The 22,222-nt window shown below is 44.8% G+C and carries 14 protein-coding genes, 4 tRNA genes and 1 pseudogene; 7 read left to right on the forward strand and 12 right to left on the reverse strand.

The genetic code is table 11. From position 1 onward, the window contains the following. The first annotated feature begins 179 nt into the window (after positions 1-179). Positions 180-1,589, forward strand: coding sequence for an ammonia-forming nitrite reductase cytochrome c552 subunit (gene nrfA / locus J8Z23_RS10265; protein ID WP_152812101.1), 1,410 nt, complete (start codon positions 180-182; stop codon positions 1,587-1,589). Positions 1,590-1,676: 87 nt separating this feature from the next. On the opposite strand, the gene J8Z23_RS10270 is transcribed toward nrfA, so the two are convergent. The 3 genes from J8Z23_RS10270 to gyrA form a co-directional block, all read right to left on the reverse strand. Next, positions 1,677-2,231, reverse strand: a complete 555-nt coding sequence (locus J8Z23_RS10270) for a hypothetical protein (RefSeq protein ID WP_301659643.1) — start codon at positions 2,229-2,231, stop codon at positions 1,677-1,679. 41 nt (positions 2,232-2,272) lie between these two features. Continuing rightward, a complete protein-coding gene (locus J8Z23_RS10275; protein WP_006743142.1) occupies positions 2,273-2,896 on the reverse strand; it encodes a TPR domain-containing protein in 624 nt (207 codons plus the stop codon). A gap of 123 nt (positions 2,897-3,019) precedes the next feature. After that, positions 3,020-5,740, reverse strand: a complete 2,721-nt coding sequence (gene gyrA / locus J8Z23_RS10280) for a DNA topoisomerase (ATP-hydrolyzing) subunit A (protein WP_085343492.1) — start codon at positions 5,738-5,740, stop codon at positions 3,020-3,022. Positions 5,741-6,220: 480 nt separating this feature from the next. On the opposite strand from gyrA, the gene ubiG reads away from it, so the two are divergent. The 4 genes from ubiG (at position 6,221) to yfaE (ending at position 11,208) form a co-directional block, all read left to right on the forward strand. Further along, on the forward strand, positions 6,221-6,928 hold the full coding sequence (gene ubiG, locus J8Z23_RS10285; protein ID WP_031780424.1) for a bifunctional 2-polyprenyl-6-hydroxyphenol methylase/3-demethylubiquinol 3-O-methyltransferase UbiG: 708 nt from the start codon (positions 6,221-6,223) through the stop codon (positions 6,926-6,928). Between the two features lie 501 nt (positions 6,929-7,429). Continuing rightward, positions 7,430-9,712, forward strand: a complete 2,283-nt coding sequence (gene nrdA, locus J8Z23_RS10290; RefSeq protein ID WP_434633380.1) for a class 1a ribonucleoside-diphosphate reductase subunit alpha — start codon at positions 7,430-7,432, stop codon at positions 9,710-9,712. Positions 9,713-9,793: 81 nt separating this feature from the next. Continuing rightward, the gene (nrdB, locus tag J8Z23_RS10295; protein WP_005376818.1) at positions 9,794-10,927 is read left to right on the forward strand and encodes a class Ia ribonucleoside-diphosphate reductase subunit beta; all 1,134 of its coding nucleotides are present in this window, start codon (positions 9,794-9,796) and stop codon (positions 10,925-10,927) included. Further along, positions 10,927-11,208 carry a class I ribonucleotide reductase maintenance protein YfaE gene (gene yfaE / locus J8Z23_RS10300; protein ID WP_005376817.1) on the forward strand — a complete coding sequence of 94 codons (282 nt, stop codon included), beginning with the start codon at positions 10,927-10,929 and terminating at the stop codon, positions 11,206-11,208. Before nrdB ends, yfaE begins: the two co-directional genes overlap by 1 nt. A 95-nt stretch (positions 11,209-11,303) precedes the next feature. Here the strand turns inward: yfaE and J8Z23_RS10305 are convergent, their stop codons facing one another. Then, positions 11,304-12,536, reverse strand: coding sequence for a CinA family nicotinamide mononucleotide deamidase-related protein (locus tag J8Z23_RS10305; RefSeq protein WP_053808905.1), 1,233 nt, complete (start codon positions 12,534-12,536; stop codon positions 11,304-11,306). Positions 12,537-12,729: 193 nt separating this feature from the next. Between J8Z23_RS10305 and J8Z23_RS10310 the strand changes: the two genes are divergently transcribed. Together J8Z23_RS10310 and J8Z23_RS10315 are read left to right on the forward strand one after the other, a co-directional pair. Beyond that, entirely contained in the window at positions 12,730-13,632 is a 903-nt protein-coding gene (locus J8Z23_RS10310) for a DUF3943 domain-containing protein (RefSeq protein ID WP_031780425.1), read from the forward strand. A gap of 226 nt (positions 13,633-13,858) precedes the next feature. Beyond that, positions 13,859-14,371 (forward strand): glycine cleavage system protein R, encoded by a 513-nt coding sequence (locus tag J8Z23_RS10315; RefSeq protein ID WP_005394795.1) that lies wholly within the window; start codon positions 13,859-13,861, stop codon positions 14,369-14,371. A 78-nt stretch (positions 14,372-14,449) separates the two neighbouring features. Here the strand turns inward: J8Z23_RS10315 and nspC are convergent, their stop codons facing one another. The 8 genes and pseudogenes from nspC to pgsA all read right to left on the reverse strand — a co-directional run bounded on the left by nspC (position 14,450) and on the right by pgsA (position 22,188). After that, positions 14,450-15,583, reverse strand: a complete 1,134-nt coding sequence (gene nspC, locus J8Z23_RS10320) for a carboxynorspermidine decarboxylase (RefSeq protein WP_048625711.1) — start codon at positions 15,581-15,583, stop codon at positions 14,450-14,452. Between the two features lie 103 nt (positions 15,584-15,686). Next, the gene (locus J8Z23_RS10325; protein WP_005394799.1) at positions 15,687-16,931 is read right to left on the reverse strand and encodes a carboxynorspermidine synthase; all 1,245 of its coding nucleotides are present in this window, start codon (positions 16,929-16,931) and stop codon (positions 15,687-15,689) included. Between the two features lie 18 nt (positions 16,932-16,949). Next, positions 16,950-19,827, reverse strand: a pseudogene (locus J8Z23_RS10330) (pyridoxal phosphate-dependent class III aminotransferase). A 900-nt stretch (positions 19,828-20,727) separates the two neighbouring features. After that, positions 20,728-20,803, reverse strand: a tRNA-Gly gene (locus J8Z23_RS10335). Between the two features lie 13 nt (positions 20,804-20,816). Beyond that, positions 20,817-20,903, reverse strand: a tRNA-Leu gene (locus tag J8Z23_RS10340). A gap of 77 nt (positions 20,904-20,980) precedes the next feature. After that, a tRNA-Gly gene (locus tag J8Z23_RS10345) sits at positions 20,981-21,057 on the reverse strand. 37 nt (positions 21,058-21,094) lie between these two features. Further along, a tRNA-Cys gene (locus J8Z23_RS10350) sits at positions 21,095-21,168 on the reverse strand. A 462-nt stretch (positions 21,169-21,630) separates the two neighbouring features. Further along, on the reverse strand, positions 21,631-22,188 hold the full coding sequence (gene pgsA / locus J8Z23_RS10355; protein ID WP_005394805.1) for a CDP-diacylglycerol--glycerol-3-phosphate 3-phosphatidyltransferase: 558 nt from the start codon (positions 22,186-22,188) through the stop codon (positions 21,631-21,633). Positions 22,189-22,222 lie beyond the last annotated feature (34 nt).

The following is a 22,222-nucleotide window of genomic DNA, read 5'->3' on the forward strand; positions in this document are numbered from 1 at the left end:
CATGATTAAGATCACTAGCATAAATTGATCTAAAACAAGGCCAATTTCGGTCACTATTTCATCTATTCAATTCACTATTAATATTAACGATAGATCTCCGATTCTTATTTGGAATAGCTCCTCACAACGCTGCTAATAAAAACGAATATGGAGATAACACCGTGAGCATAAAACACTGGATGAGCGCACCTATCGCGGTTGCGACCTTATTCGCCAGCCAATTATTTTTGGTTGGTGCTCCTTTGGCGGCAGAGGATACTGGTCTCATAGAGCCTCGCAATGATACCTTTGAACAAAACCATCCTGACCAATATCACTCTTGGAAAGCCACATCGGAAAGCGAGCATATTGAAGATGCCTTAAGTGAAGACCCAAACATGGTGATCTTGTGGGCCGGTTATGGTTTTGCTAAAGACTACAACAAAGCGCGCGGTCACTTTTACGCGCTTGATGATGTGAGGCAAACCCTCAGAACTGGCGCACCAGCAGACGAAAACTCCGGGCCAATGCCGATGGCTTGTTGGAGTTGTAAAAGCCCAGATGTCGCCCGCGTAATTGAAGAGCGCGGTGAAGACGGCTATTTTGAAGGTAAATGGGCGCGCTTGGGCTCAGAAATCGTCAACCCTATCGGTTGTTCCGACTGTCACAATACGGGTTCTGAAGCCTTCAAGAAAGGCGAACCCGCACTGGCACTGACTCGCCCATACGTCGAGCGTGCTTTTGACACCATCGGCAAAAATTTTGACCAACAATCTCGCTTAGATAAACAAGCGTCAGTCTGCGCTCAATGTCATGTCGAGTACTACTTCACAGGTCCGACTAAAGCAGTCAAATTCCCATGGGACATGGGGACCAACGTCGCTGATATGGAGAAATACTACGACGCGTTGAACTTTAAAGATTGGACACACGCCGTATCTAAAGCACCAATGCTTAAGGCGCAACACCCAGGTTTCGAAACTTGGAGAGCGGGTATTCATGGCAAAAACAAAGTGGTGTGTGTGGACTGTCACATGCCTAAAGTAACCAAAGAAGACGGTACGGTATACACCGACCACAAAGTGGGTAACCCGTTTGATCGTTTTGAAGACACCTGTGCGCAATGCCATACTCAAACCAAAGAGCAACTACAAGGCATCGTTTCGACTCGCAAAGCGCAAGTACTGAACATGAAGCTAACCGCCGAGAAACAAATTGTGGCAGCGCACTTTGAAGCTGGTGCAGCATGGGAAGCAGGGGCAACAGAAGAAGAGATGCAACCCATCCTACAAGATATTCGCCATGCCCAATGGCGCTGGGACTACGCGATTGCTTCTCACGGTGTTCACATGCATGCTCCTGAGGTAGCACTTGAAGTACTCGGTACCGCAGTTGATCGCGCCGCTGACGCCCGTACCAAGTTAGTTCGTTTACTGGCAACAAAAGGTATTACTGACCCAGTTCAAATTCCAGATATCTCGACCAAAGCAAAAGCGCAACAAGCACTAGGTATGGATATGGAAAAGATGAACGCAGATAAGAAGCACTTCTTAGAAACGGTGGCACCAGAATGGGATAAAGCAGCTGCTGAGCGCGAAGCAACGTACTGATCAGTATCGATTACACTAGGTTAAATGGATAAAACGAAGGGCGCACGTTGCGCCCTTTTTGTTTGATAGAAGGCAGAGGAAAACAGATTAGCGACGAGGAAGTCTCGGCCTAGGCTGAATATGTGGACGTGTTTTAGGCATCTGCACATTTGGGCGTGTAACTGGGCGCTGAATCTTCGTTTCCGGCAATGCTTTTCTTTGTTGAACCTTTTCTTTCACCGCTTTATCTTGTAAAGCCGTAGGCTCGATGCGCTCGGGGCGGTTCTCCCACTTGGTTTGAATCTCCTGCTTTTGCTCGTCAGGCAGCGATTGCCAATGATCGTCAAGCTGTCGCTTCATGTTATCGATATTGGCGGACATATCGTCGTCTTTCCAATCTTCGACTTTGTCTTTGATGGATAGCTGCTGGTCTTCATCTAAACCATTCCACCACTCTTCCAGTTTCTCTTTGTATTCATCGTCGTTGTCGCAACAACCCGGATAGTAATAAATCCAGTAGTCGTCATGATCGTACCACCAAGGGTCGTAATAATCTGAAGAATAATAAACCGAAGAGGAAGAACCAGAATGATCGGAAGAGCTACAGCCCGCTAATACAGCGCCGCACAGCACCACCAATATTCCGAACGCTTTATTCTTCATTCGTCCCCCACCTTTCTTCTATTACTTATTAGAGTCTACGCCTACAACAGCTCTTTCGCTTTATTGATCGAGTTAATAATTTGTACTCGATCTAAGCTTGGATCGTTCGAGTCGAGTAATAGCACCCAAGTATCAATGGCTTCCTGAAAGCGGAATGACAGAAAATGATCATTGGCAATCAACGACAAAGCCGCTTCATTATGCGGTTCTATCTGCAAAGCTTGTTCTAGAAGCAAACTGACTTCTTGCGTCATTGATTGCTGGTGAATGTAGTATAAGGTCGTTGCTTTCGCAGCAAGTTGCGTGGCACCGACTGGCTCAGTTAGTTGGATGGCGTAATCAAAACAAATCAGTGCGCCATCCAGTTCTCCCTCTAGCAGGTAGCCCTGCCCTAACTGAAACCACAATTCGGCATTGTTTGGGTCTTCACGTAATTGGTCTTGAATTTCCTGCATGATATCGCGAGCAGTCATCATTCGAGAGACTTCAGCTTGAATAGGTTGTGGAGGAGATTGACGCAACAATAAGAAGCTAGCGCTGGTTAACACTAGTACCAAAGCACAAAAACCGAACCATTGTGCCGCTCTTACTCTTGAAGCGCTGAGCGATAATACGACGACGAATAATCCCATCAAAGTGATGGCAATGAAAAACCAAACAGACATAACGCGCTCCCTAGACAAACTGAGTATTAGTGTACTGGTTTAATGCTTGTATTGCGTTGATACAGGTACAAAAAAGCCGAGCAACTGAGGCTCGGCTTTTTACATTAGAATAGTAACGAAAGATTACTCTTCGTTACCTTCCTCTGCATCATCAGCGGCTGGCGCTTCTGGAGTATCTTGCTGCGTATTTTCGTCTGTTGACTCTAACGCTTCTGCTTCTTCACCAGCAGGCAGCTCTTCTTCATCAACTTCTTCAATACGTTGCAAACCAACAACAGATTCGTCTTCCGCAGTACGGATAAGCGTTACACCTTGCGTGTTACGACCAACCTGGCTAACTTCACCTACACGAGTACGTACTAGTGTACCAGCGTCGGTGATCATCATCATTTCATCACCTTCAACAACCTGGATAGCACCAACTACCGGGCCGTTTCGCTCAGAAACTTTGATAGAAACTACACCTTGAGTGCCACGACCTTTTGTCGGGTACTCGCTCAGCGCTGTACGTTTACCATAACCGTTTTCTGTAACCGTTAGGATGTCGCCTTCGTGTGAAGGAACGATAAGTGATACAACCTGGTCATTTTCAGCCAGTTTCATACCACGCACACCAGAGGCGGTACGGCCCATAGGACGAACACCTTTAAACTTGATCTCTGGCTGACCATTCTCATCAAGAACTGGCTTACCATTTTCGTCAAGTACTGGAATTTCTTCTGCTTCTTTAAAGCGAACCACTTTACCCGCTTTAGAGAACAGCATGATTTCGTTTTCGCCGTTAGTGATATCCACACCGATTAACGAATCGTCTTCACGTAGGTTTACTGCAATCAGGCCATTTGAACGAACATTTGCAAATTGGTTCAACGGCGTTTTCTTAACCGTACCGTCACCTGTTGCCATGAAGATGAATTTGTCTTCAGAGAATTCATCAACACGCAGAATCGCGGTAATGCGCTCACCTTCTTCTAGTGGAAGGATGTTCACAATTGGCTTACCACGAGCAGTGCGGCTCGCTAGAGGCAATTGGTAAACTTTCAGACGGTATGTTTTACCGCGAGTAGAGAAACACAAGATGTTATCGTGGGTATTCGCCACTAGAAGACGCTCAATGTGGTCTTCATCTTTCATCTTGGTCGCACTCTTACCTTTACCACCACGGCGCTGTGACTCGTAGTCGCTCAGTACTTGGTACTTAACGTAACCACCATGCGATAGAGTAACCACAACGTCTTCACGCGCGATCAGCTCTTCCATGTCGATATCATGGCTCGCAGCTGTGATTTCTGTACGACGAGCGTCACCAAAGCCGTCGCGAACGGCTTCAAGTTCTTCGCGGATCACTTCCATCAAACGCTCAGTGCTTGCAAGGATATGCATGAGTTCAGCGATTTCTTCTAGAAGTGTTTTGTATTCGCCAAGAATCTTCTCGTGTTCTAGACCTGTTAGTTTGTGTAGACGAAGATCTAGGATAGCTTGTGCTTGTTGCTCAGTCAGGAAGTACTGACCATCGCGGATACCATATTGAGGCTCTAGCCACTCAGGGCGTGCTGCATCAGTACCTGCACGCTCTAGCATTGCTGAAACGTTGCCTAAATCCCAACCACGAGCAATAAGGCCCGCTTTTGCTTCAGCCGGTGTTGGCGCCTTACGGATAAGCTCAATGATTTCATCAATGTTGGCAAGCGCTAGCGCTAAACCTTCAAGGATGTGGGCACGTTCACGCGCTTTACGTAGTTCGAAAATAGTACGACGAGTCACAACTTCACGACGGTGATCAACGAAGCACTTCAACATATCTTTTAGGTTGAATAGCTGTGGCTGGCCATTGTTTAAGGCCACCATGTTGATACCGAAAGTGGTTTGCAACTGAGTCTGAGCGTATAGGTTGTTTAGAACCACTTCGCCCACTGCGTCGCGCTTACATTCAATAACAATACGCATACCGTCTTTATCTGACTCGTCGCGTAGTGCACTGATGCCTTCAACTTTCTTATCTTTAACTAGCTCAGCGATCTTTTCGATCAAGCGAGCTTTGTTTACCTGGTATGGGATCTCAGTGACGATGATGGTTTCTTTACCATTCTTCTCCACTTCGATGTCCGCTTTCGAACGCATGTAGATTTTGCCGCGACCTGTTTTATACGCGTCTACAATGCCTTTACGACCGCTGATCAGCGCCGCCGTTGGGAAATCAGGACCAGGAATGTAATCCATTAGTTCATCAATAGTGATTTCTTCATTATTGATGTATGCAAGACAGCCATCGATCACTTCGCCAAGGTTATGAGGCGGGATGTTGGTTGCCATACCTACTGCGATACCAGAAGCACCGTTAACCAATAGGTTTGGAATTTTAGTTGGAAGAACCGCTGGGATCTGCTCAGTACCGTCATAGTTTGGTACGTAGTCTACGGTCTCTTTGTCTAGGTCAGCCAATAGTTCGTGGGCAATTTTTGCCATTCGAACTTCGGTGTAACGCATTGCCGCAGCAGAGTCGCCATCGATAGAGCCAAAGTTACCTTGACCATCGACCAGCATGTAACGAAGCGAGAACGGTTGAGCCATACGTACGATTGTGTCGTACACAGCACTATCACCGTGTGGGTGATATTTACCGATTACGTCGCCGACAACACGGGCTGATTTTTTATATGGTTTGTTCCAATCGTTGCCTAGTACGTTCATCGCGAATAAAACGCGGCGGTGTACTGGTTTTAGGCCATCACGCACATCTGGAAGAGCACGACCCACGATGACTGACATCGCATAGTCTAGATATGAACCTCTAAGCTCATCTTCAATGTTTACGGGCGTGATCTCTTTAGCTAAATCGCTCATAGAGCCATTATCCCTCTATTATCTGATCGTAATTACGATACGTGTAAGGTGCAAAAATATAACACACAATTCATCACTTCGGCATCACTTTCCCTCTCCTTTTATCAGGTTGTGAGCTTGGTTATGAATCAAATGTCGAGAATTTGCACACTCATCCCATATCTTTCTGATTAGTGGTTATATTTCGGTCAATATTGAGCAAAATCGGACTCTGTACGTATGGAACTTAGTTGAAATCGTTAATCCCAATATATCCACACAACGTCAAAAATGCCGGTTTTAGAGTATTGTCACTGGCACTAGTTCAAGGATGAACCAAAAACATGCAAGCCCTTTCAAAGTTACAGGAGCCTGTTGTTGCCGCACCAGTGAACTCTGTCATTGTCCCTTCACTAAGCACGTCGAGGTTGTTTGGTTATAAAACGTTGGAGTATACTGACGCCCTCTAAAGGACTCAGATTGAATGCAATAAAACCAATTATGACTAAAGCACAAAATGTCGACCCAAGTGAAATTAAGAAATTCGAGGACATGGCTTCTCGATGGTGGGATTTAGAAGGCGAGTTTAAGCCACTTCATCAAATTAACCCACTTCGTTTGAACTATGTACTTGAAAAAGCAAATGGCTTGTTTGGCAAGCGCGCACTTGATGTCGGCTGTGGTGGTGGCATTCTTGCTGAAAGCATGGCGAAAGAAGGCGCTATTGTGACTGGACTTGATATGGGCAAAGAACCTTTAGAAGTCGCGCGACTACATGCATTAGAAACAGGTACTCAACTGACCTACATTCAGAGCACAATAGAAGACCACGCTATAGAAAACGCAGGGACTTACGATGTCGTGACTTGTATGGAGATGCTTGAACACGTTCCAGATCCTCTCTCCGTTATCCGCTCTTGTGCTGCGCTAGTAAAACCTGGTGGTCACGTGTTTTTCTCAACCTTGAACAGAAACATCAAGTCATACTTGTTTGCTATTGTCGGTGCAGAGAAGCTTCTTAAGATTGTTCCTGAGGGGACTCACGAGCACGAGAAGTTTATCAAGCCTGCCGAAATGATGAAGATGATAGACCAAACAGACCTAACAGAAATGGGCATTACAGGCCTGCATTACAACCCTCTTAATGACAGTTACAAACTCGGCCGTAATGTAGATGTAAACTACATCGTTCATACTAAAAAATACTGAACGCCGTTATGTTAAAAAATGCGTTTTGTGATTGACATTTTTTGTAGAAAATGAATCGAAAGCGGTAGCACAAAGTTGCCGCTTTTTTTGTCTTTTTATGCCTAAAATTCGTGCTCTAGATTCCATTTTAACCAACCTATTTTTCGTAGATAAAAACGGCCAAAGATCAAGGAAAATATTTTTGCATGCGGTTATTTCTAAACCGATCTCAAAACCGTGCTTTTAACCATTCAAGTCTGCCCTTTTCTCATCGGTTAGTGTTCACTTACTGATTTTTTTCATTTTGTCAGTTATCCACAAGTCATCCCCGATCTGTACCTTGATAAATCAGTGTAATAGCACTATCTTGTAACCCGCAAACAAATGAACCCCTATATGTTGTGTTTAAGCGACAATATATAGATAGACTTTGATCACAAAGCCGCCGCAAGCTTTACTCATATTGCACATAAACAAACAAAAATACGGCTTTTATCAGTTTTCTTAGGGAAATAAAGCAGAATGAACCAACAACTTACCGTCACCAAGCGTGATGGCCGTAAAGAAAGTATCGATCTGGATAAAATCCACCGCGTTATCACTTGGGCTGCAGAAGGTCTAGATAATGTTTCGGTTTCTCAAGTAGAACTTCGCGCTCACATCCAGTTTTACGACGGCATCACAACGACAGATATTCACGAGACAATCATCAAGTCTGCGGCAGACCTGATCTCTGAAGAGACTCCGGATTACCAATACCTAGCTGCTCGCCTAGCGGTATTCCATCTGCGTAAAAAAGCGTATGGCCAATACGAGCCACCAACGCTTTATGATCACGTGTCTCGCCTCGTCGATATGGGTAAGTACGATCAACATATTCTAGAAGACTACACAAAAGCAGAACTCGACGAACTTGATGCGTACATCGACCATAAACGCGACCTAAACTTCTCATACGCGGCAGTTAAGCAGCTAGAGGGCAAGTACTTCGTACAAAACCGTGTAACGGGCCAAATTTACGAAAGTGCTCAGTTCTTATATATCCTTGTAGCAGCGTGCCTATTTGCGAAATATCCAAAAGCAACGCGTCTTGATTACATCAAGCGTTTCTACGATGCGACATCGACATTTAAGATTTCTCTACCTACGCCAATTATGTCTGGCGTACGTACCCCTACTCGCCAGTTCAGCTCATGTGTTCTGATCGAGTGTGGCGACAGTCTTGATTCTATCAACGCAACAGCAAGCTCGATTGTTCGTTACGTATCTCAGCGCGCTGGTATTGGTATCAACGCTGGTCGTATCCGTGCATTAGGCTCAGAGATTCGCGGTGGTGAAGCGTTCCACACTGGCTGTATCCCGTTCTACAAATACTTCCAAACCGCAGTAAAATGTTGTTCGCAAGGTGGTGTTCGTGGTGGCGCAGCGACTGTATTCTACCCAATGTGGCACGGCGAAGCTCGCTCCCTAATGGTGCTTAAAAACAACCGTGGTGTTGAAGAGAACCGTGTTCGTCACATGGACTACGGTGTACAGCTGAACAAACTGATGTACCAACGTTTGGTTGAGGGTGGCAACATCACACTATTCTCACCTTCAGACGTACCAGGTCTATACGACGCATTCTTCGAAAACCAAGAAGAGTTTGAGCGTCTATACGTGAAGTACGAGAACGATCCTTCAATCAAGAAAGAAACGATTAAAGCGATTGAAATGTTCACTCTGCTAATGCAAGAGCGTGCATCAACAGGTCGTATCTACATTCAGAACGTGGACCACTGTAATACTCACAGCCCATTCGATTCTGAAGTAGCGCCAGTTCGTCAATCGAACCTATGTCTAGAAATCGCACTGCCAACGAAGCCATTAACTAACGTTGAAGATGACTCGGGCGAGATCGCACTATGTACGCTTTCTGCCTTCAACCTTGGTGCTATCAAGTCTCTAGATGATTTCGAAGAGCTATCTGATCTTGTTGTGCGTGCGCTAGATGCACTGCTTGATTATCAAGATTACCCTCTACCAGCGGCATACAAATCGACGATGAACCGTCGTACGCTAGGTGTTGGTGTGATCAACTTCGCTTATTACTTAGCGAAACATGGCGTGAAATACTCTGACGGTAGCGCAAACGGCCTGACTCACCGTACGTTCGAAGCAATGCAGTACTACCTACTTAAAGCATCGGTAGAACTGGCGAAAGAGCAAGGCAAGTGCCCTTCATTCGACGAAACGAACTACGCGAAAGGCTTACTGCCGATTGATACGTACAAGAAAGATATCGACCTAATTTGTGACGAAGCGCTGCACTACGACTGGGACAGCCTACGTAAAGAAATTATGGAGCACGGCCTACGTAACTCAACACTGACTGCGCTAATGCCTTCTGAGACCTCTTCTCAGATTTCAAACGCAACTAACGGTATTGAGCCACCACGTGGTTATGTTTCAGTAAAAGCTTCGAAAGACGGTATTCTGAAGCAAGTTGTACCTGAGTTCACTGAACTTAAAGACAACTATGAACTGCTTTGGAACATCGGTTCGAACGACGGTTACCTACATCTTGTGGGTATTATGCAGAAGTTTGTTGACCAAGCTATCTCTGCTAATACTAACTACGATCCGTCACGCTACGAGACTGGCAAGGTACCAATGAAGAAACTACTTCAAGACCTGCTAACAGCGTACAAGTTTGGTGTGAAAACGCTTTACTACCATAACACTCGTGATGGCGCAAAAGATGAACAGAAAGACGCTGTTCAACCACAAGATGACGATTGTGCTGGCGGCGGTTGTAAGATTTAATCTACCCGCACCCAACACTCCGTAAAGACAGACTATCGATAACCTCCCCTTATGGGGAGGTTTAAAAGGAATTGAGGCATTATGGCTTACAGTACTTTTAACCAAAAAAAGAATGACCAGTTGAAGGAACCAATGTTCCTAGGTCAATCAGTAAACGTTGCACGCTACGACCAACAAAAGTTTGAGATTTTCGAAAAGCTTATCGAGAAACAACTTTCTTTCTTCTGGCGTCCAGAAGAAGTAGACGTATCTAGCGACCGTATCGATTACAACAAACTGCCAGATCACGAGAAGCACATCTTCATCTCTAACTTGAAGTACCAAACGCTTCTAGACTCTATCCAAGGTCGTAGCCCTAACGTGGCACTGCTGCCGCTTGTATCTCTGCCGGAACTAGAGACTTGGATTGAGACTTGGTCTTTCTCTGAAACGATTCACTCTCGTTCTTACACGCACATTATTCGTAACATCGTGAACGACCCTGCTGTGGTATTTGATGATATCGTTGAGAACGAGCACATCCTGAAGCGTGCAAAAGACATCGCGCACTACTACGACGATTTGATTCAAGCGACGAATGATTACCATCGCTACGGTGAAGGTGAGCATGTCCTTAACGGTGAAACAGTTAAGGTTAGTCTGTACGACCTTAAGAAGAAACTGTACATCTGTCTGATGTCTGTGAACGCTCTAGAAGCGATTCGTTTTTACGTAAGTTTCGCATGTTCTTTCGCTTTCGCAGAACGCGAACTAATGGAAGGTAACGCGAAAATCATCAAACTGATTGCACGTGATGAAGCGCTTCACCTGAACGGTACGCAACACATGATCAACCTGCTACGTAACGGTCAGGATGATTTCACTTTCATGCAAATCGCAGAAGAAGCAAAACAAGACTGTTTTGACCTATTCAAAGAAGCGGCTGAGCAAGAAAAAGAGTGGGCAGAGTATCTATTCAAAGATGGCTCTATGATCGGTCTAAACAAAGACATCCTAAGCCAATATGTTGAATACATCACCAACATCCGTATGCAAGCAGTAGGTCTACCTGCAGCTTATCCAGAAGCAACAACCAACCCAATCCCATGGATTAACGCTTGGTTGTCTTCAGATAACGTTCAAGTTGCACCTCAAGAAGCGGAAATTTCTTCTTACCTTGTGGGTCAAATTGACAATGAAGTTCGCGCAGACGACTTCGAAGGATTCGAGCTGTAATGGCAACACTCAAAATCAACAAACTCATCAGTATTGAATCCAACCCTTCCAATACAATTTTGGAAACAATGGAGCAAGCTGGCTTATTACCAGAATACAACTGTCGTGATGGGCACTGTGGCGCTTGTCGCTGCAAGTTGGAATCTGGTGAAGTGGAGTATGTTGGTTTTGCCATGGCTTACACGCAAAGTGATGAGATATTACCTTGTATCTGTAAAGCAAAATCGGATTTGTCACTCAGTGGCGTTAACTACGCGATGAAAGAAAAGCAGCGCGCATAACGTGACTCGACGGTATAAAACGCAAAAGCCAAGGTGATTACCTTGGCTTTTTTGTATCTACGTGTTTTATCTCTCAGGCTGTTATAGGTCTCTGGTTATAAAGCACTACCTGGGAGATGCATCTCTTTAACTTTCTCTAAAAATGCATAATGTGCAAACATCGGTTTACGTTCTAGGTAACGACGCAACAAGTCTAGTGCTGCCGTGCTGATCACTTTAACTTGATCATTGCGCGGATACTTTTTCGAGAGTTTATATAATGCTCCCCACTCGCCTGACGGTGTCGATAAAGCGACGGAAAAAACACCCTCTTCAATATCGCCAGTGACGAGTGATAAATCCGTCCCACACTTCTCTCGCGTCGCTCCTGCCAGAGCAAACGTTTCTGCTAATGGGTCTCCGCTGTTGCTCATCGCTTGAGTCTGGCTTGGTAGTACCCAACCATGTCCAAGTTGCCTTTCAGCGTTTTCATCACTATTTAACCAATAAGTTAAGTATCCACCACTGCTTTTTTCGGAAACCGACACGGTTAACTCTTTATCCACCAACAGCTGGCCGACATTTTCAACCATAGGTAAATCAATACTAACGGTATTGCTTTCAAGATGCTTATTGATCATCTGTACCAACTTCAAACGCTGTTCAAGCTGGTCAGAAGGGCCAAAGAGTTTCACTTCAATAAAAGGTAAGTAAGAGCGATAACCAAGCTCATACCCTTGAGGAAGTTTTAGCTGATCAAGCTTGTCCGAGATGCCGGATTCGGAAAGGCCGAACGTATAGATTCGACTACAACATGAACCTTGCACCTCTGGAAAAGCTCTTCTCAGATCAGGCAAAATTTGCGTCTCTGCCATAAGCTTAAATTCACTTGGCACACCCGGCGTAAAATAAAAAATGGCATCATTAATCAGCATCTTGAAACCACAGGCCGTGCCTATCGGGTTATCCAGAATCTCAGCCGTTTCTGGTAGCATGGCTTGTTTTAAGTTACTGTCTGGCATTGGGATGCCACGTCGAGCATACAAACTTTCTAGATGCTGCAACCACTCTTTGAAAAGCACGAGTTTACACTCAGCAGCTCTCGCTGCGGCGGCCGCACTCATATCATCGGTCGTTGGCCCTAAACCACCATTCACGATCACCACGTCATTGTTGAAGCTCAACATTAAAAACTCTTCAACCAAGCTCGACAGGCTATCACCAACCGTTGAGCGCTTTGTTAAGCCAAATCCATGTTGATAAAACAGGCTAGATAACCATGCCGCATTAGTATCAACAATATCACCGTGGAGCACTTCCTCACCGGTACTAAGCATTGCTATTTTCACAACTGACTCCTGAACATAAGCACGATCCTATTATTCGTTATAGTGCTTATTTTTCTTTTTATTTGGACGAATCTCGACGAGATATATTGGGACTAAATAAGGATCAAGTATTTAAATGGTTGATGTTTTGAGGGATAATTGCGAGCCCGATCATCACACCATCAACTCGGAGACCTTTGTGTCAAAATCATCCATGTTCAAGAAAACTCTAACTGGCCTTTGCTTGACTTCGTCAGCGCTTGCGCACGCAAGTCAGTACGATATGACCAGTCATACGGAGTTTTCTTACACACCTGATTGCTTGTCAGGTTACTGCGAAACGACGACTCTGTACACCTTCGAGTCTCAAAATCGCGGTCTTATGTTTGAACAGAATAATGATGATTCATTAAATCTTGATGCAGGGCTTCAGCCTAAACATCTCATAATCCCTCAAGATAAAGACTGGGATTACCTCATGGGTCAAACATACACCATTCTTGGCCTGAGTATCGCAACCGTTGGTATGATGACTTTCCTTCCAGAAAGTATCACTAAGTGGGACGAAGAAGACCGAGACATGAGTAAGCTGGGTCAAAAATGGAAAGATAATGTCTCTGACGGGCCTGTTTGGGATCGTGATGAACATGTCCTCAACTACATCATGCACCCTTATTTTGGCGGCGTTTACTACACAGCCGCACGCCACGCTGGCTATAACGAGTTTCAGTCATTCTTGTACTCCGCAACCATGTCAACGTTCTTTTGGGAGTACGGAGTAGAGGCATTTGCAGAAGTGCCATCTTGGCAGGATATTTTTATCACACCATTCTTTGGTGCTGTGGTTGGCGAAATGATGCTCACTGCTGAGCAAGATATTGTAGCAAACGGCGGCGAAGTCATGGGCTCTGAAACCGTCGGTGATGTATCACTCTTCTTCCTAAACCCTGTTGGGCATATCCATTATTGGGTAACCGATGCGTGGGGCGGTAGTGCAGAGCTACAATTTAATTCATCACCTTGGTTTGGTAATCAAGACGTCGCAAAATTCGCAATGGACGCAGGTGCCAACTACGATAGCCAATTTTACGGTGTCGAACTAAAAGTAACATTTTAGCCTTGACTTGAGTTGATACTCGGTAGAAAAGCAGCCTTATGATGGCTGCTTTTTTGTGCCCTAAACATCGTTTTAATTATTTGCTTCACGAATTAGTGTCAAAAATTGACTTTCATCAAACATAACCCTCTCCTAGCACCTACACTAAATAAAAGGATTTATTCCAATAACTTAAGTAGCACGTTTATTCGTACTGCGTCCAAACCTTATTCCAGGAGGGGACACTATGAACACCGTATTTATTGTTAATTTTGTCGGACAAGCGTCACCCGCAACTATCAAAGAACTCGCAGCAATTACTCATGAAAATGGCGGTAAATGGCTGATAAGCAAAGTAAACTTTATCGAAGATCAAGTTGCAGGTGTCATCAAAGTAGAGCTTCCAAGAGAAAATGCCGACATCGTTAAAGAGGCGTTCTCTTCATGTCAAACTCTTGTGGTTAGGTTCGTTGACTCGGATCCTCACTCGCATCGTGAAGACACCATCTTTCAGCTTCGCTTAGATGCCAACGATAGAGCAGGTATTGTGAATGAAATTACTCACGTTCTCGATAATCAAGGCATTTCAATTCTAGATATGGATTGCCAACGCGTATTCATTGCAGGCGGCGGTGGGGTAAGCTCCAGCTTATTCAGCGCAAAAATGGCGATTAAATTGCCTAGCGAGCTAGAAATAGAGGACGTGGCTAATGAGTTAGAATCTCTGAGTGAAGACACTCGTGTAATCGTAGAAAGCTAACTGCACACCTTTAACGCTTCCCCAATAAAAAAGAGCAGCAATTCAGCTGCTCTTTGTCGTTCTAATACTCAATACGTTTTATTTCACCGACCACTGAGATAGTGAACGTTTGAAATCAGAGTAGTCAAATTCATTCAGTTTTTGAATGTCACCATTCGAGCGTTCACAGTAAACCGAAGGCATACGTAGACCGTTAAACCAGTTCAGTTTCACCATGGTGTAACCTGCACTATCTAGAATATGCAGACGCTGTCCGATCTCGAGAGGCTGTTCGAAGTTCGCCACGCAAAACTGGTCACCAGCTAAACAAGAGCACGACCCAATCACGTATTCATGTTCACCGTTTTCAGATGCTTCAAGAATGGACGCTGGCTCGTTGTAGATAAGTGTATCCAAACGGTGGGCTTCTGTTGCTGAATCGACAATCGCCGTCTTCTTCACGTTCTCCACGATATCAACCACTGTTACAACAAGATCGGTTGTCTTAGTGATGATCGCTTCACCCGGCTCTAGATACATTTGTACGCCGTGTTTCTCTGAGAATGCTTTAAGCGCTAAACCCAACTTCTCGATGTCGTATCCCGGCCATGTGAAGAACACGCCGCCACCCATGCTTACCCAGTCCAGCTTATCTAGGTACTCGCCAAACTGCTCTGAAATAGCATCGAGTAAGCCGATAAACGCATCCACGTCTTTGTTCTCACAGTTCATGTGGAACATTACGCCATCAATACCATCAAAAATTTCCGGTTTGATGTGATCAGCCTGAACACCAAGACGAGAGAATTGACGAGCTGGGTTTGCTAAGTCTTGCCCTGCGTAGCTCACACCAGGGTTTAGGCGCAAGCCAATCGATGCTTTACCTTCGACAATATGACGATAAGCCGCTAACTGTGACTGAGAGTTAAAGATCATCTTGTCACAGATGTTCGCCACATCGCGAACGTCATCTTCGCTGTAACCCACACTGTATGCGTGTGTCTCACCACCGAACGTTTCGTAGCCAAGCTTCACTTCAAACGGGCCAGAGCTGGTTGTTCCGTCTAGGTAAGGCTTGATGATGTCGAATACACCCCATGTTGAGAAGCACTTCAGTGCTAATACAAGCTTCACACCAGAGATGTCTTTTAGCTGTTTTGCTTTCTCTAGGTTCTCAATCAGCTTGTCTTCATTAATCATGAAGTATGGCGTTTTTAGTTCGTTTTGTTGCATTTTGATACCTTACGTCCCTTCGCCTTAGCAAAGGCACTATAAAATCGAACAAAGCCGACGCAAGTGCATCGGCTCAAACGTACAAATAAGAGTCGCTAAATTCTTACTTCAATTTATGGATAACAGGTTGTCCTGGCTCCAGTTCTTGAACATGCCAATCTAGACCAATAGATGGCATGGTTTCTAGGAATGGGTCAGGATCTAGCTGCTCCATGTTGAACACGCCTTTGTCTGCCCACTTACCACGGAAAAACTGCAAAGCCGCGGTGATCGCAGGTACGCCAGTGGTGTATGAGATAGCTTGGTGTTCAACATCTTCGTATGCAACTTCGTGATCTGCGTTGTTGTAGATAAATACGCTGCGATCTTTACCGTCTTTCTTACCTTGTACCCAAGTACCGATACACGTTAAGCCTGTGTAACCTGGTGCGAGAGATGTTGGGTCCGGCAGTAGCGCTTTCAATACGTGTAGAGGTTGGACTACCGTGCCGTCGTGCAGCGTCAGTGGGTCTGGGCTGAGTAGACCAATGTCACGCATTACATTGAAGTAATTTAGGTAACGGTCACCAAAGCCCATCCAGAATTCGATACGTTTCGCCGGGATGAACTCTTGCATAGATCGAACTTCGTCGTGCGCCATTGAGTACACTTTATGTGAACCACAGTTCGGGAATTCAAACTCAAGCATACGTGAGTGACAAGGTACTTGTTTCCACTCGCCGTTTTCCCAGTAGAAGGAATCACCTTGAATCTCAAGCATGTTCGTTTCTGGGTCAAAGTTAGTTGCGAACTTCTTACCGTGGTCACCTGCGTTTACATCCATTACGTCGATAGTATCGATTTCATCGAACAGATGTTTCACCGCGTATGCAGCAAACACCGATACTACGCCCGGATCGAAACCGGCACCAAGAATACCTGTGATACCCGCCTCTTCAAACTTCTCACGGTAGCCCCACTGCCAATCGTAAGCTTGAGGTACTTGTTGGCCTTCAGAACACAAATCAACCGCAACAGATGTATCAAGGTATGACACTTTAGCTTGGTAACATGCTTCCATAATAGACATGTTCACCCAAGGAGGACCCGCGTTGATCACTAAGTCAGGCTGCACTTCTTTAATTAAAGCAACTAAAGAATCTACGTCGTCCGCGTTTACCGCACGAGCTTCTAGTTTCTTAGTTGAATCTTTCAGATTGTTTTTCTTCTGAATCGATTCGATGATTTTCTCACACTTACCTACGGTACGTGATGCGATTGTGATATCACCCAGAACGTCGTTGTTTTGTGCTGCTTTATGTGCAACTACCCAGCCAACGCCGCCTGCACCAATCTGTAGAATTGCCATAGTTTTCCGTTACCTTTGTTAAACTAGCTCTGCCGCTAGCGTATTGATTTTTGAGAGCAAAGATTCAAAGTCCGCCGTCGTCAGACACGGGTTCAAAATCGTAAATTTCAATGCAGTTTTATCGTCAACAATGGTTTCACCCAATACCGCGATACCGCGTGTTAACGCTTCTAAGCGCAACGTTTTGTTCAGTTCGTCAAGATCCGCTGATTCATGTGTCGCGCGGAATAGAACCGTAGATAGTGATGGTTCAGCCAACAACTCAAAGTGTTTGTTATCTCGAATCATATCCGCAACTTCAAGCGTCTGACCAAGTAAATGATCGTACATATCGCCTAGGGCTTTTGGCCCCACGCTTTGCATCGTCATAAACACTTTTAGCGCATCAAAACGCTTAGTTGTAGCAATAGACTTATCCACCAAGTTCGGTAGTTTCGTCGTGTTCGCGGTTCAAGTAGTCTGCATGATGAAGCAGGAATTTAAAGTTAGACTTGTCATTTACCAACAGCGCGCCACAACTGATGGTTTGGTAAAACAACTTGTGGAAGTCTACGCTGATGGAGTGTGCACGCTCACAACCTTTCAGACGGGCTTTTTGGCTACTTAGAATCAGAGCTCCACCGTATGCACCGTCGACGTGCATCCACATGTCATGTTTCGCTGCCATATCGGCGATAAAGTCTAGGTCATCAATAGCACCGTGATCCGTTGTGCCCGCTGTGCCGACAATTGCAAATGGGATCAAACCTTCTGCTTTTGCCTGATTTAGAACTTCGTCTAACGTAGTGACATCCATCGTTCCATCGGCATTAGCATCGACGGTCATAACCGCTTTTTCACCCAATCCCATCCAAGACGCTGATTTTTGAACCGTGAAGTGGGATTTTTTCGAACATACAATACGCAGCTTGTCTGCGTATTCAGGAAGGCCAAGCTTTTGAATTGAGTGCGCACTGAGTTTGTCAGCAATCCAATCACGCGCAAGCATCAAACCCATTTGATTACTTTGCGTGCCGCCGCTCGTGAAGATACCGTCTGCTTTTTCACCTAACTCGTATTTATCGCATAGCCAGTTCACAACTTTCTGTTCAACATAAGTCGCTGATGAAGCTTGATCCCATGAGTCCATTGATTGGTTCAAAGCCGCAATCATTGCCTCTGCGGCAATAGCAGGCATCAACGGTGGAGTATGAAGGTGAGCGATACAATCTGGATGTTGAGTAAAAATCGCGTTTTTCGCGACCAACTCGGCTGCATCATCAATAACCGTTTTGAGAGGCGCATTTTTATTGTCAAGATCAACAGCATGGATCGCTGCTTCCAATGCTTTTGGATCCATACCTGAGTATGGTGCAGCAACCTGTTCAAACACTGATTTCATTGCTGTCGTAGTGTGATTCATCACCGAAGCAAACTCATTGCTGCCCAACTCTCCAGTGTGGATGAAATGCTTCTTCCATTCATCTTGTGGCTGAGTTTCGATGTGACTACCGCCTGCTGCTAAAATCGCGTCTTCAAATACACGTAAAGCAAAGTCGATTTGCTCAAACGAGATGATAAGAGGAGGAAGGAAGCGAATTACTGCACCTTCACGTCCGCCTTTCTCAACGATCAAGCCACGCTCAAGTGCTGCGCGTTGAATGGAAAGAGTGAGTTCACTATCCGCTTGAGGTTCGCCAAATTTATTGAGCTCACCGTTTGGATTTTTAATCTCCACACCAAGCATCAAGCCTTTGCCACGTACTTCTGCGATACAGTTCACGCGCTTTTGAATGCTTTCAAGACCATAGTGCAAATACTGGCCCGCAATATTGGCATGCTCAACCAGATTGTCACGCTGGATGATTTCTAATGCTTTCGCACCAGAGACCATGGCTAACTGATTGCCACGAAACGTACCTGTGTGTTCGCCCGGCTTCCAAGTATCATGCTGCTTGTTGATAACCAATAGCGACATTGGTAAGCCACCGCCAATAGCTTTTGATAAACACAGGATATCTGGAACAATGCCCGACTCTTCAAATGCGAAATTGTAGCCAGTTTTACCAACACCACACTGGATCTCATCGAAGATCAGTAAGATACCGTGTTCATCACAAATACGACGTAACTCTCGCAGCCAGAATGCTGGCGCAGGAACAACACCACCCTCACCTTGCACTGGCTCAACGATGATCGCAGCAGGCTTCATAATGCCCGATTCATCATCGTTTAAAAGACGATCGATATAGCGAATGCTTGCTTTCGCACCTTCATCACCGCCAAGTCCAAATGGACAACGCAAATTGTATGGGAAAGGCATAAAGTGCACGTCTGACATTAAACCAGTTCGACGCGCTTTCGTACCTAGGTTGCCCATCATGCCCATTGTGCCGTTAGTCATACCATGATATGCGCCACGAAAAGCAAACATGGTGTTACGACCAGTGGTCTGCTTTGCGAGTTTGATCGCGGCTTCAACTGCATCGGCTCCAGACGGACCACAAAATTGGATAACGCTGTTCTCACTTAACTCTTGAGGAAGAAAAGATTTAACAGATTGAATAAACGTCGTTTTTGCTGATGTTGCAATATCTAGCGTCTGATATGGCAGACCCGAATCTAATTGCTCTTTCAGAGCTTGGTTTATTTCAGGATGGTTATACCCCAAAGCTAGAGTGCCCGCCCCCGCAAGGCAGTCTAAAAAGATCTGTCCACGTGTATCTTCAACCAAGCAACCAAAAGCTTGTTTGATTGCGATTGGCAAGCGACGTGGATAAGAACGCACTTCAGATTCATGCTCAGCCTGATCAATCAATACTTGATCTGGCGTTAAGTCATACGTTCCCTCAACGATAGGAACCTGAGACGAAAAAATGTTTGCGATATTGCTATCGACTTCAAAGGCAGTGCTCATACTACATAATCCCTTGAATTATAATAATTCTATATCCTGTATTAATAATCATTGGAATGAAGTTACAGGAGGTGTGTATACCCCTCCGCATTTGTCAGTGCAAAATGACAAATACAGATCATCTGCCACGATATTCGTGACTTTATATGTAAAAGGGATTAATCAAGGTTCCGTAATGCACCCGTTTTGTAAAACAGGACATTTCGGCAGTATGAAGCTGATTAGTGTGTGTTTATTCAAAGGTTTCAATGTTGGGTTTCCCATTAATATGCCGCTTTTACAGCATTAGTATCCCGTCTATCGACAAAAGGCTTTGCCGATACCTACCCTACGCAGTGTCACAATCAGCTTGAATGGTCACTACGCGTATCCCCCAGAGATCAAACGTTGTTAATTACGCTCCGAGATTGCGCGCGAATTTATCACAAAATAAAATCTTCTGGCAACGATTTTTCATATTAGTAACAGTGACGCAAATCACAACAAAGTTCCCCCTAGTGATATTTGTACATTCATACTCATCTACAACGCTTTTCTTCTTTTCTCAAATACCTGTTATTTAAACAAATATCCTTACAATATCAGCGCCATGAACCAAAACGGTTTATGAACATACCACTCTTTAATCGTAGAACATTATTTTCAGTATCCAAGGCATTTAACAGAGCTAGTATTTACGTTACTGCTCAGCCTAAATCGATGAGTCTTTATTCACAGAACAAACTTAAACTAGTCGGATAGATATGGCCATGAAGTGACGTTGCTATGGCTAAAATTAACAAGGAGTTAAGTTAGTAAGCTGAAGGAGCTCAGTGCTTAAAGAAATACATCGCGAAGAAGAAATTTAAGATTTTAAGAAATACAAAAAAGGCCCAGCATTTTGATGCTGGGCCTTAAACCTGGAGCGACACACGAGGTTCGAACTCGTGACCTCAACCTTGGCAAGGTTGCGCTCTACCAACTGAGCTAGTGTCGCATTTAATATGAGATGGTGCCCCGGGCCGGACTTGAACCGGCACAACGCGAACGTCGAGGGATTTTAAATCCCTTGTGTCTACCAATTCCACCACCAGGGCACACAAATATTCTTTGTGATGCCTTTACAGAAAAGTAAAACACCATCTGATACCGCTAACGCCATATCAATAAAATTTGGAGCGACACACGAGGTTCGAACTCGTGACCTCAACCTTGGCAAGGTTGCGCTCTACCAAACTGAGCTAGTGTCGCATTTATTCTCGAAAGCCATTCACTATCAAAAGAATAATGGAGGCGCCTCCCGGAGTCGAACCGAGGTCCACGGATTTGCAATCCGCTGCATAGCCACTCTGCCAAGGCGCCTCATTTGTGAATAAAGCTAAGCTTTTTCACCACCCTACTGAGCTGTTCTCTCTTGGGTACGGGATGCATTCTACGGATTCGAGCGATCGAGTCAACACTATTTTTATTTTTTTAAATCGTTTGACTAGAATTTGTGCGAAAGACGGTAGATTGCTTAGTTTTAATACTAAAAATCGCTTAAATACACTTGTTTATCATAAAACTTTGGCTACGCCTTACACTGCTGGCCGTGCGTTACGTGTATTGAAGCGTTAACAATCAGGAGACTCGCTTCTCTGAGACTCTCCAAGGGCAAAAACAAGACTTAGATCACATATGGAATTCTATCGAAACAGGAACTCAGATAGAAATTTCAAGCATGGCCGTTAGCAAGCATTAAAAAACGTGAGAAGCAAAGAAATGCTGTAGATTATCTTAGATACAAAAAAGCAGGCTATTAAGCCTGCTTTCTAATATCAGAATTTAATGATGCTCTTCATTCAACAGATCATCTTTCGCAGCAGCTAAATATTGAATCATTGACCAGTACGTCAAGAAAGTTGCCACATACAAGGCCGCAAAGCCTAGCCAAACCATCCATTCATCGTAACGCCATATCAACACCCATAAGGCGAACATTTGCGAAACAGTTTTTACTTTGCCAACCCAAGATACCGCAACACTTGCTCGCTTACCGATTTCAGCCATCCATTCTCGCAATGCTGAGATAATGATTTCTCGCGCGATCATCGTTACCGCAGGAATGGTCACCCAAATTGAATGGTAATGTTCCGTGATTAAAATCAATGCCGTTGCCACTAGCACTTTATCAGCAACAGGATCAATAAACGCACCAAAACGAGAAGTTTGGCCAAGTTTACGGGCCAACATACCGTCAAGCCAGTCAGTAAAACCCGCTACCCAAAACACCATTGCTGCTGCAAACGGTGCCCATGAATAAGGTAGATAAAAGACAACCACAAAAACAGGGATTAGGAACAGTCTAAGAAGAGACAGAATGTTCGGGATATTCAAACGCATTTTATTATTCTCTTACACATTGCGGCTTAATGTT

Source organism: Vibrio sp. SCSIO 43086, assembly GCF_051132235.1.
In the GTDB taxonomy this organism is placed as follows: Bacteria; Pseudomonadota; Gammaproteobacteria; order Enterobacterales; family Vibrionaceae; genus Vibrio; species Vibrio diabolicus.

Coding starts and splice junctions, on each gene's coding strand:
- nrfA (WP_152812101.1), top strand. CDS start 180: ATGAGCGCACCTATCGCGGTTGCGACCTTATTCGCCAGCCAATTATTT.
- J8Z23_RS10270 (WP_301659643.1), bottom strand. CDS start 2,231: ATGAAGAATAAAGCGTTCGGAATATTGGTGGTGCTGTGCGGCGCTGTA.
- J8Z23_RS10275 (WP_006743142.1), bottom strand. CDS start 2,896: ATGTCTGTTTGGTTTTTCATTGCCATCACTTTGATGGGATTATTCGTC.
- gyrA (WP_085343492.1), bottom strand. CDS start 5,740: ATGAGCGATTTAGCTAAAGAGATCACGCCCGTAAACATTGAAGATGAG.
- ubiG (WP_031780424.1), top strand. CDS start 6,221: ATGACTAAAGCACAAAATGTCGACCCAAGTGAAATTAAGAAATTCGAG.
- nrdA (WP_434633380.1), top strand. CDS start 7,430: ATGAACCAACAACTTACCGTCACCAAGCGTGATGGCCGTAAAGAAAGT.
- nrdB (WP_005376818.1), top strand. CDS start 9,794: ATGGCTTACAGTACTTTTAACCAAAAAAAGAATGACCAGTTGAAGGAA.
- yfaE (WP_005376817.1), top strand. CDS start 10,927: ATGGCAACACTCAAAATCAACAAACTCATCAGTATTGAATCCAACCCT.
- J8Z23_RS10310 (WP_031780425.1), top strand. CDS start 12,730: ATGTTCAAGAAAACTCTAACTGGCCTTTGCTTGACTTCGTCAGCGCTT.
- J8Z23_RS10315 (WP_005394795.1), top strand. CDS start 13,859: ATGAACACCGTATTTATTGTTAATTTTGTCGGACAAGCGTCACCCGCA.
- nspC (WP_048625711.1), bottom strand. CDS start 15,583: ATGCAACAAAACGAACTAAAAACGCCATACTTCATGATTAATGAAGAC.
- J8Z23_RS10325 (WP_005394799.1), bottom strand. CDS start 16,931: ATGGCAATTCTACAGATTGGTGCAGGCGGCGTTGGCTGGGTAGTTGCA.
- pgsA (WP_005394805.1), bottom strand. CDS start 22,188: ATGCGTTTGAATATCCCGAACATTCTGTCTCTTCTTAGACTGTTCCTA.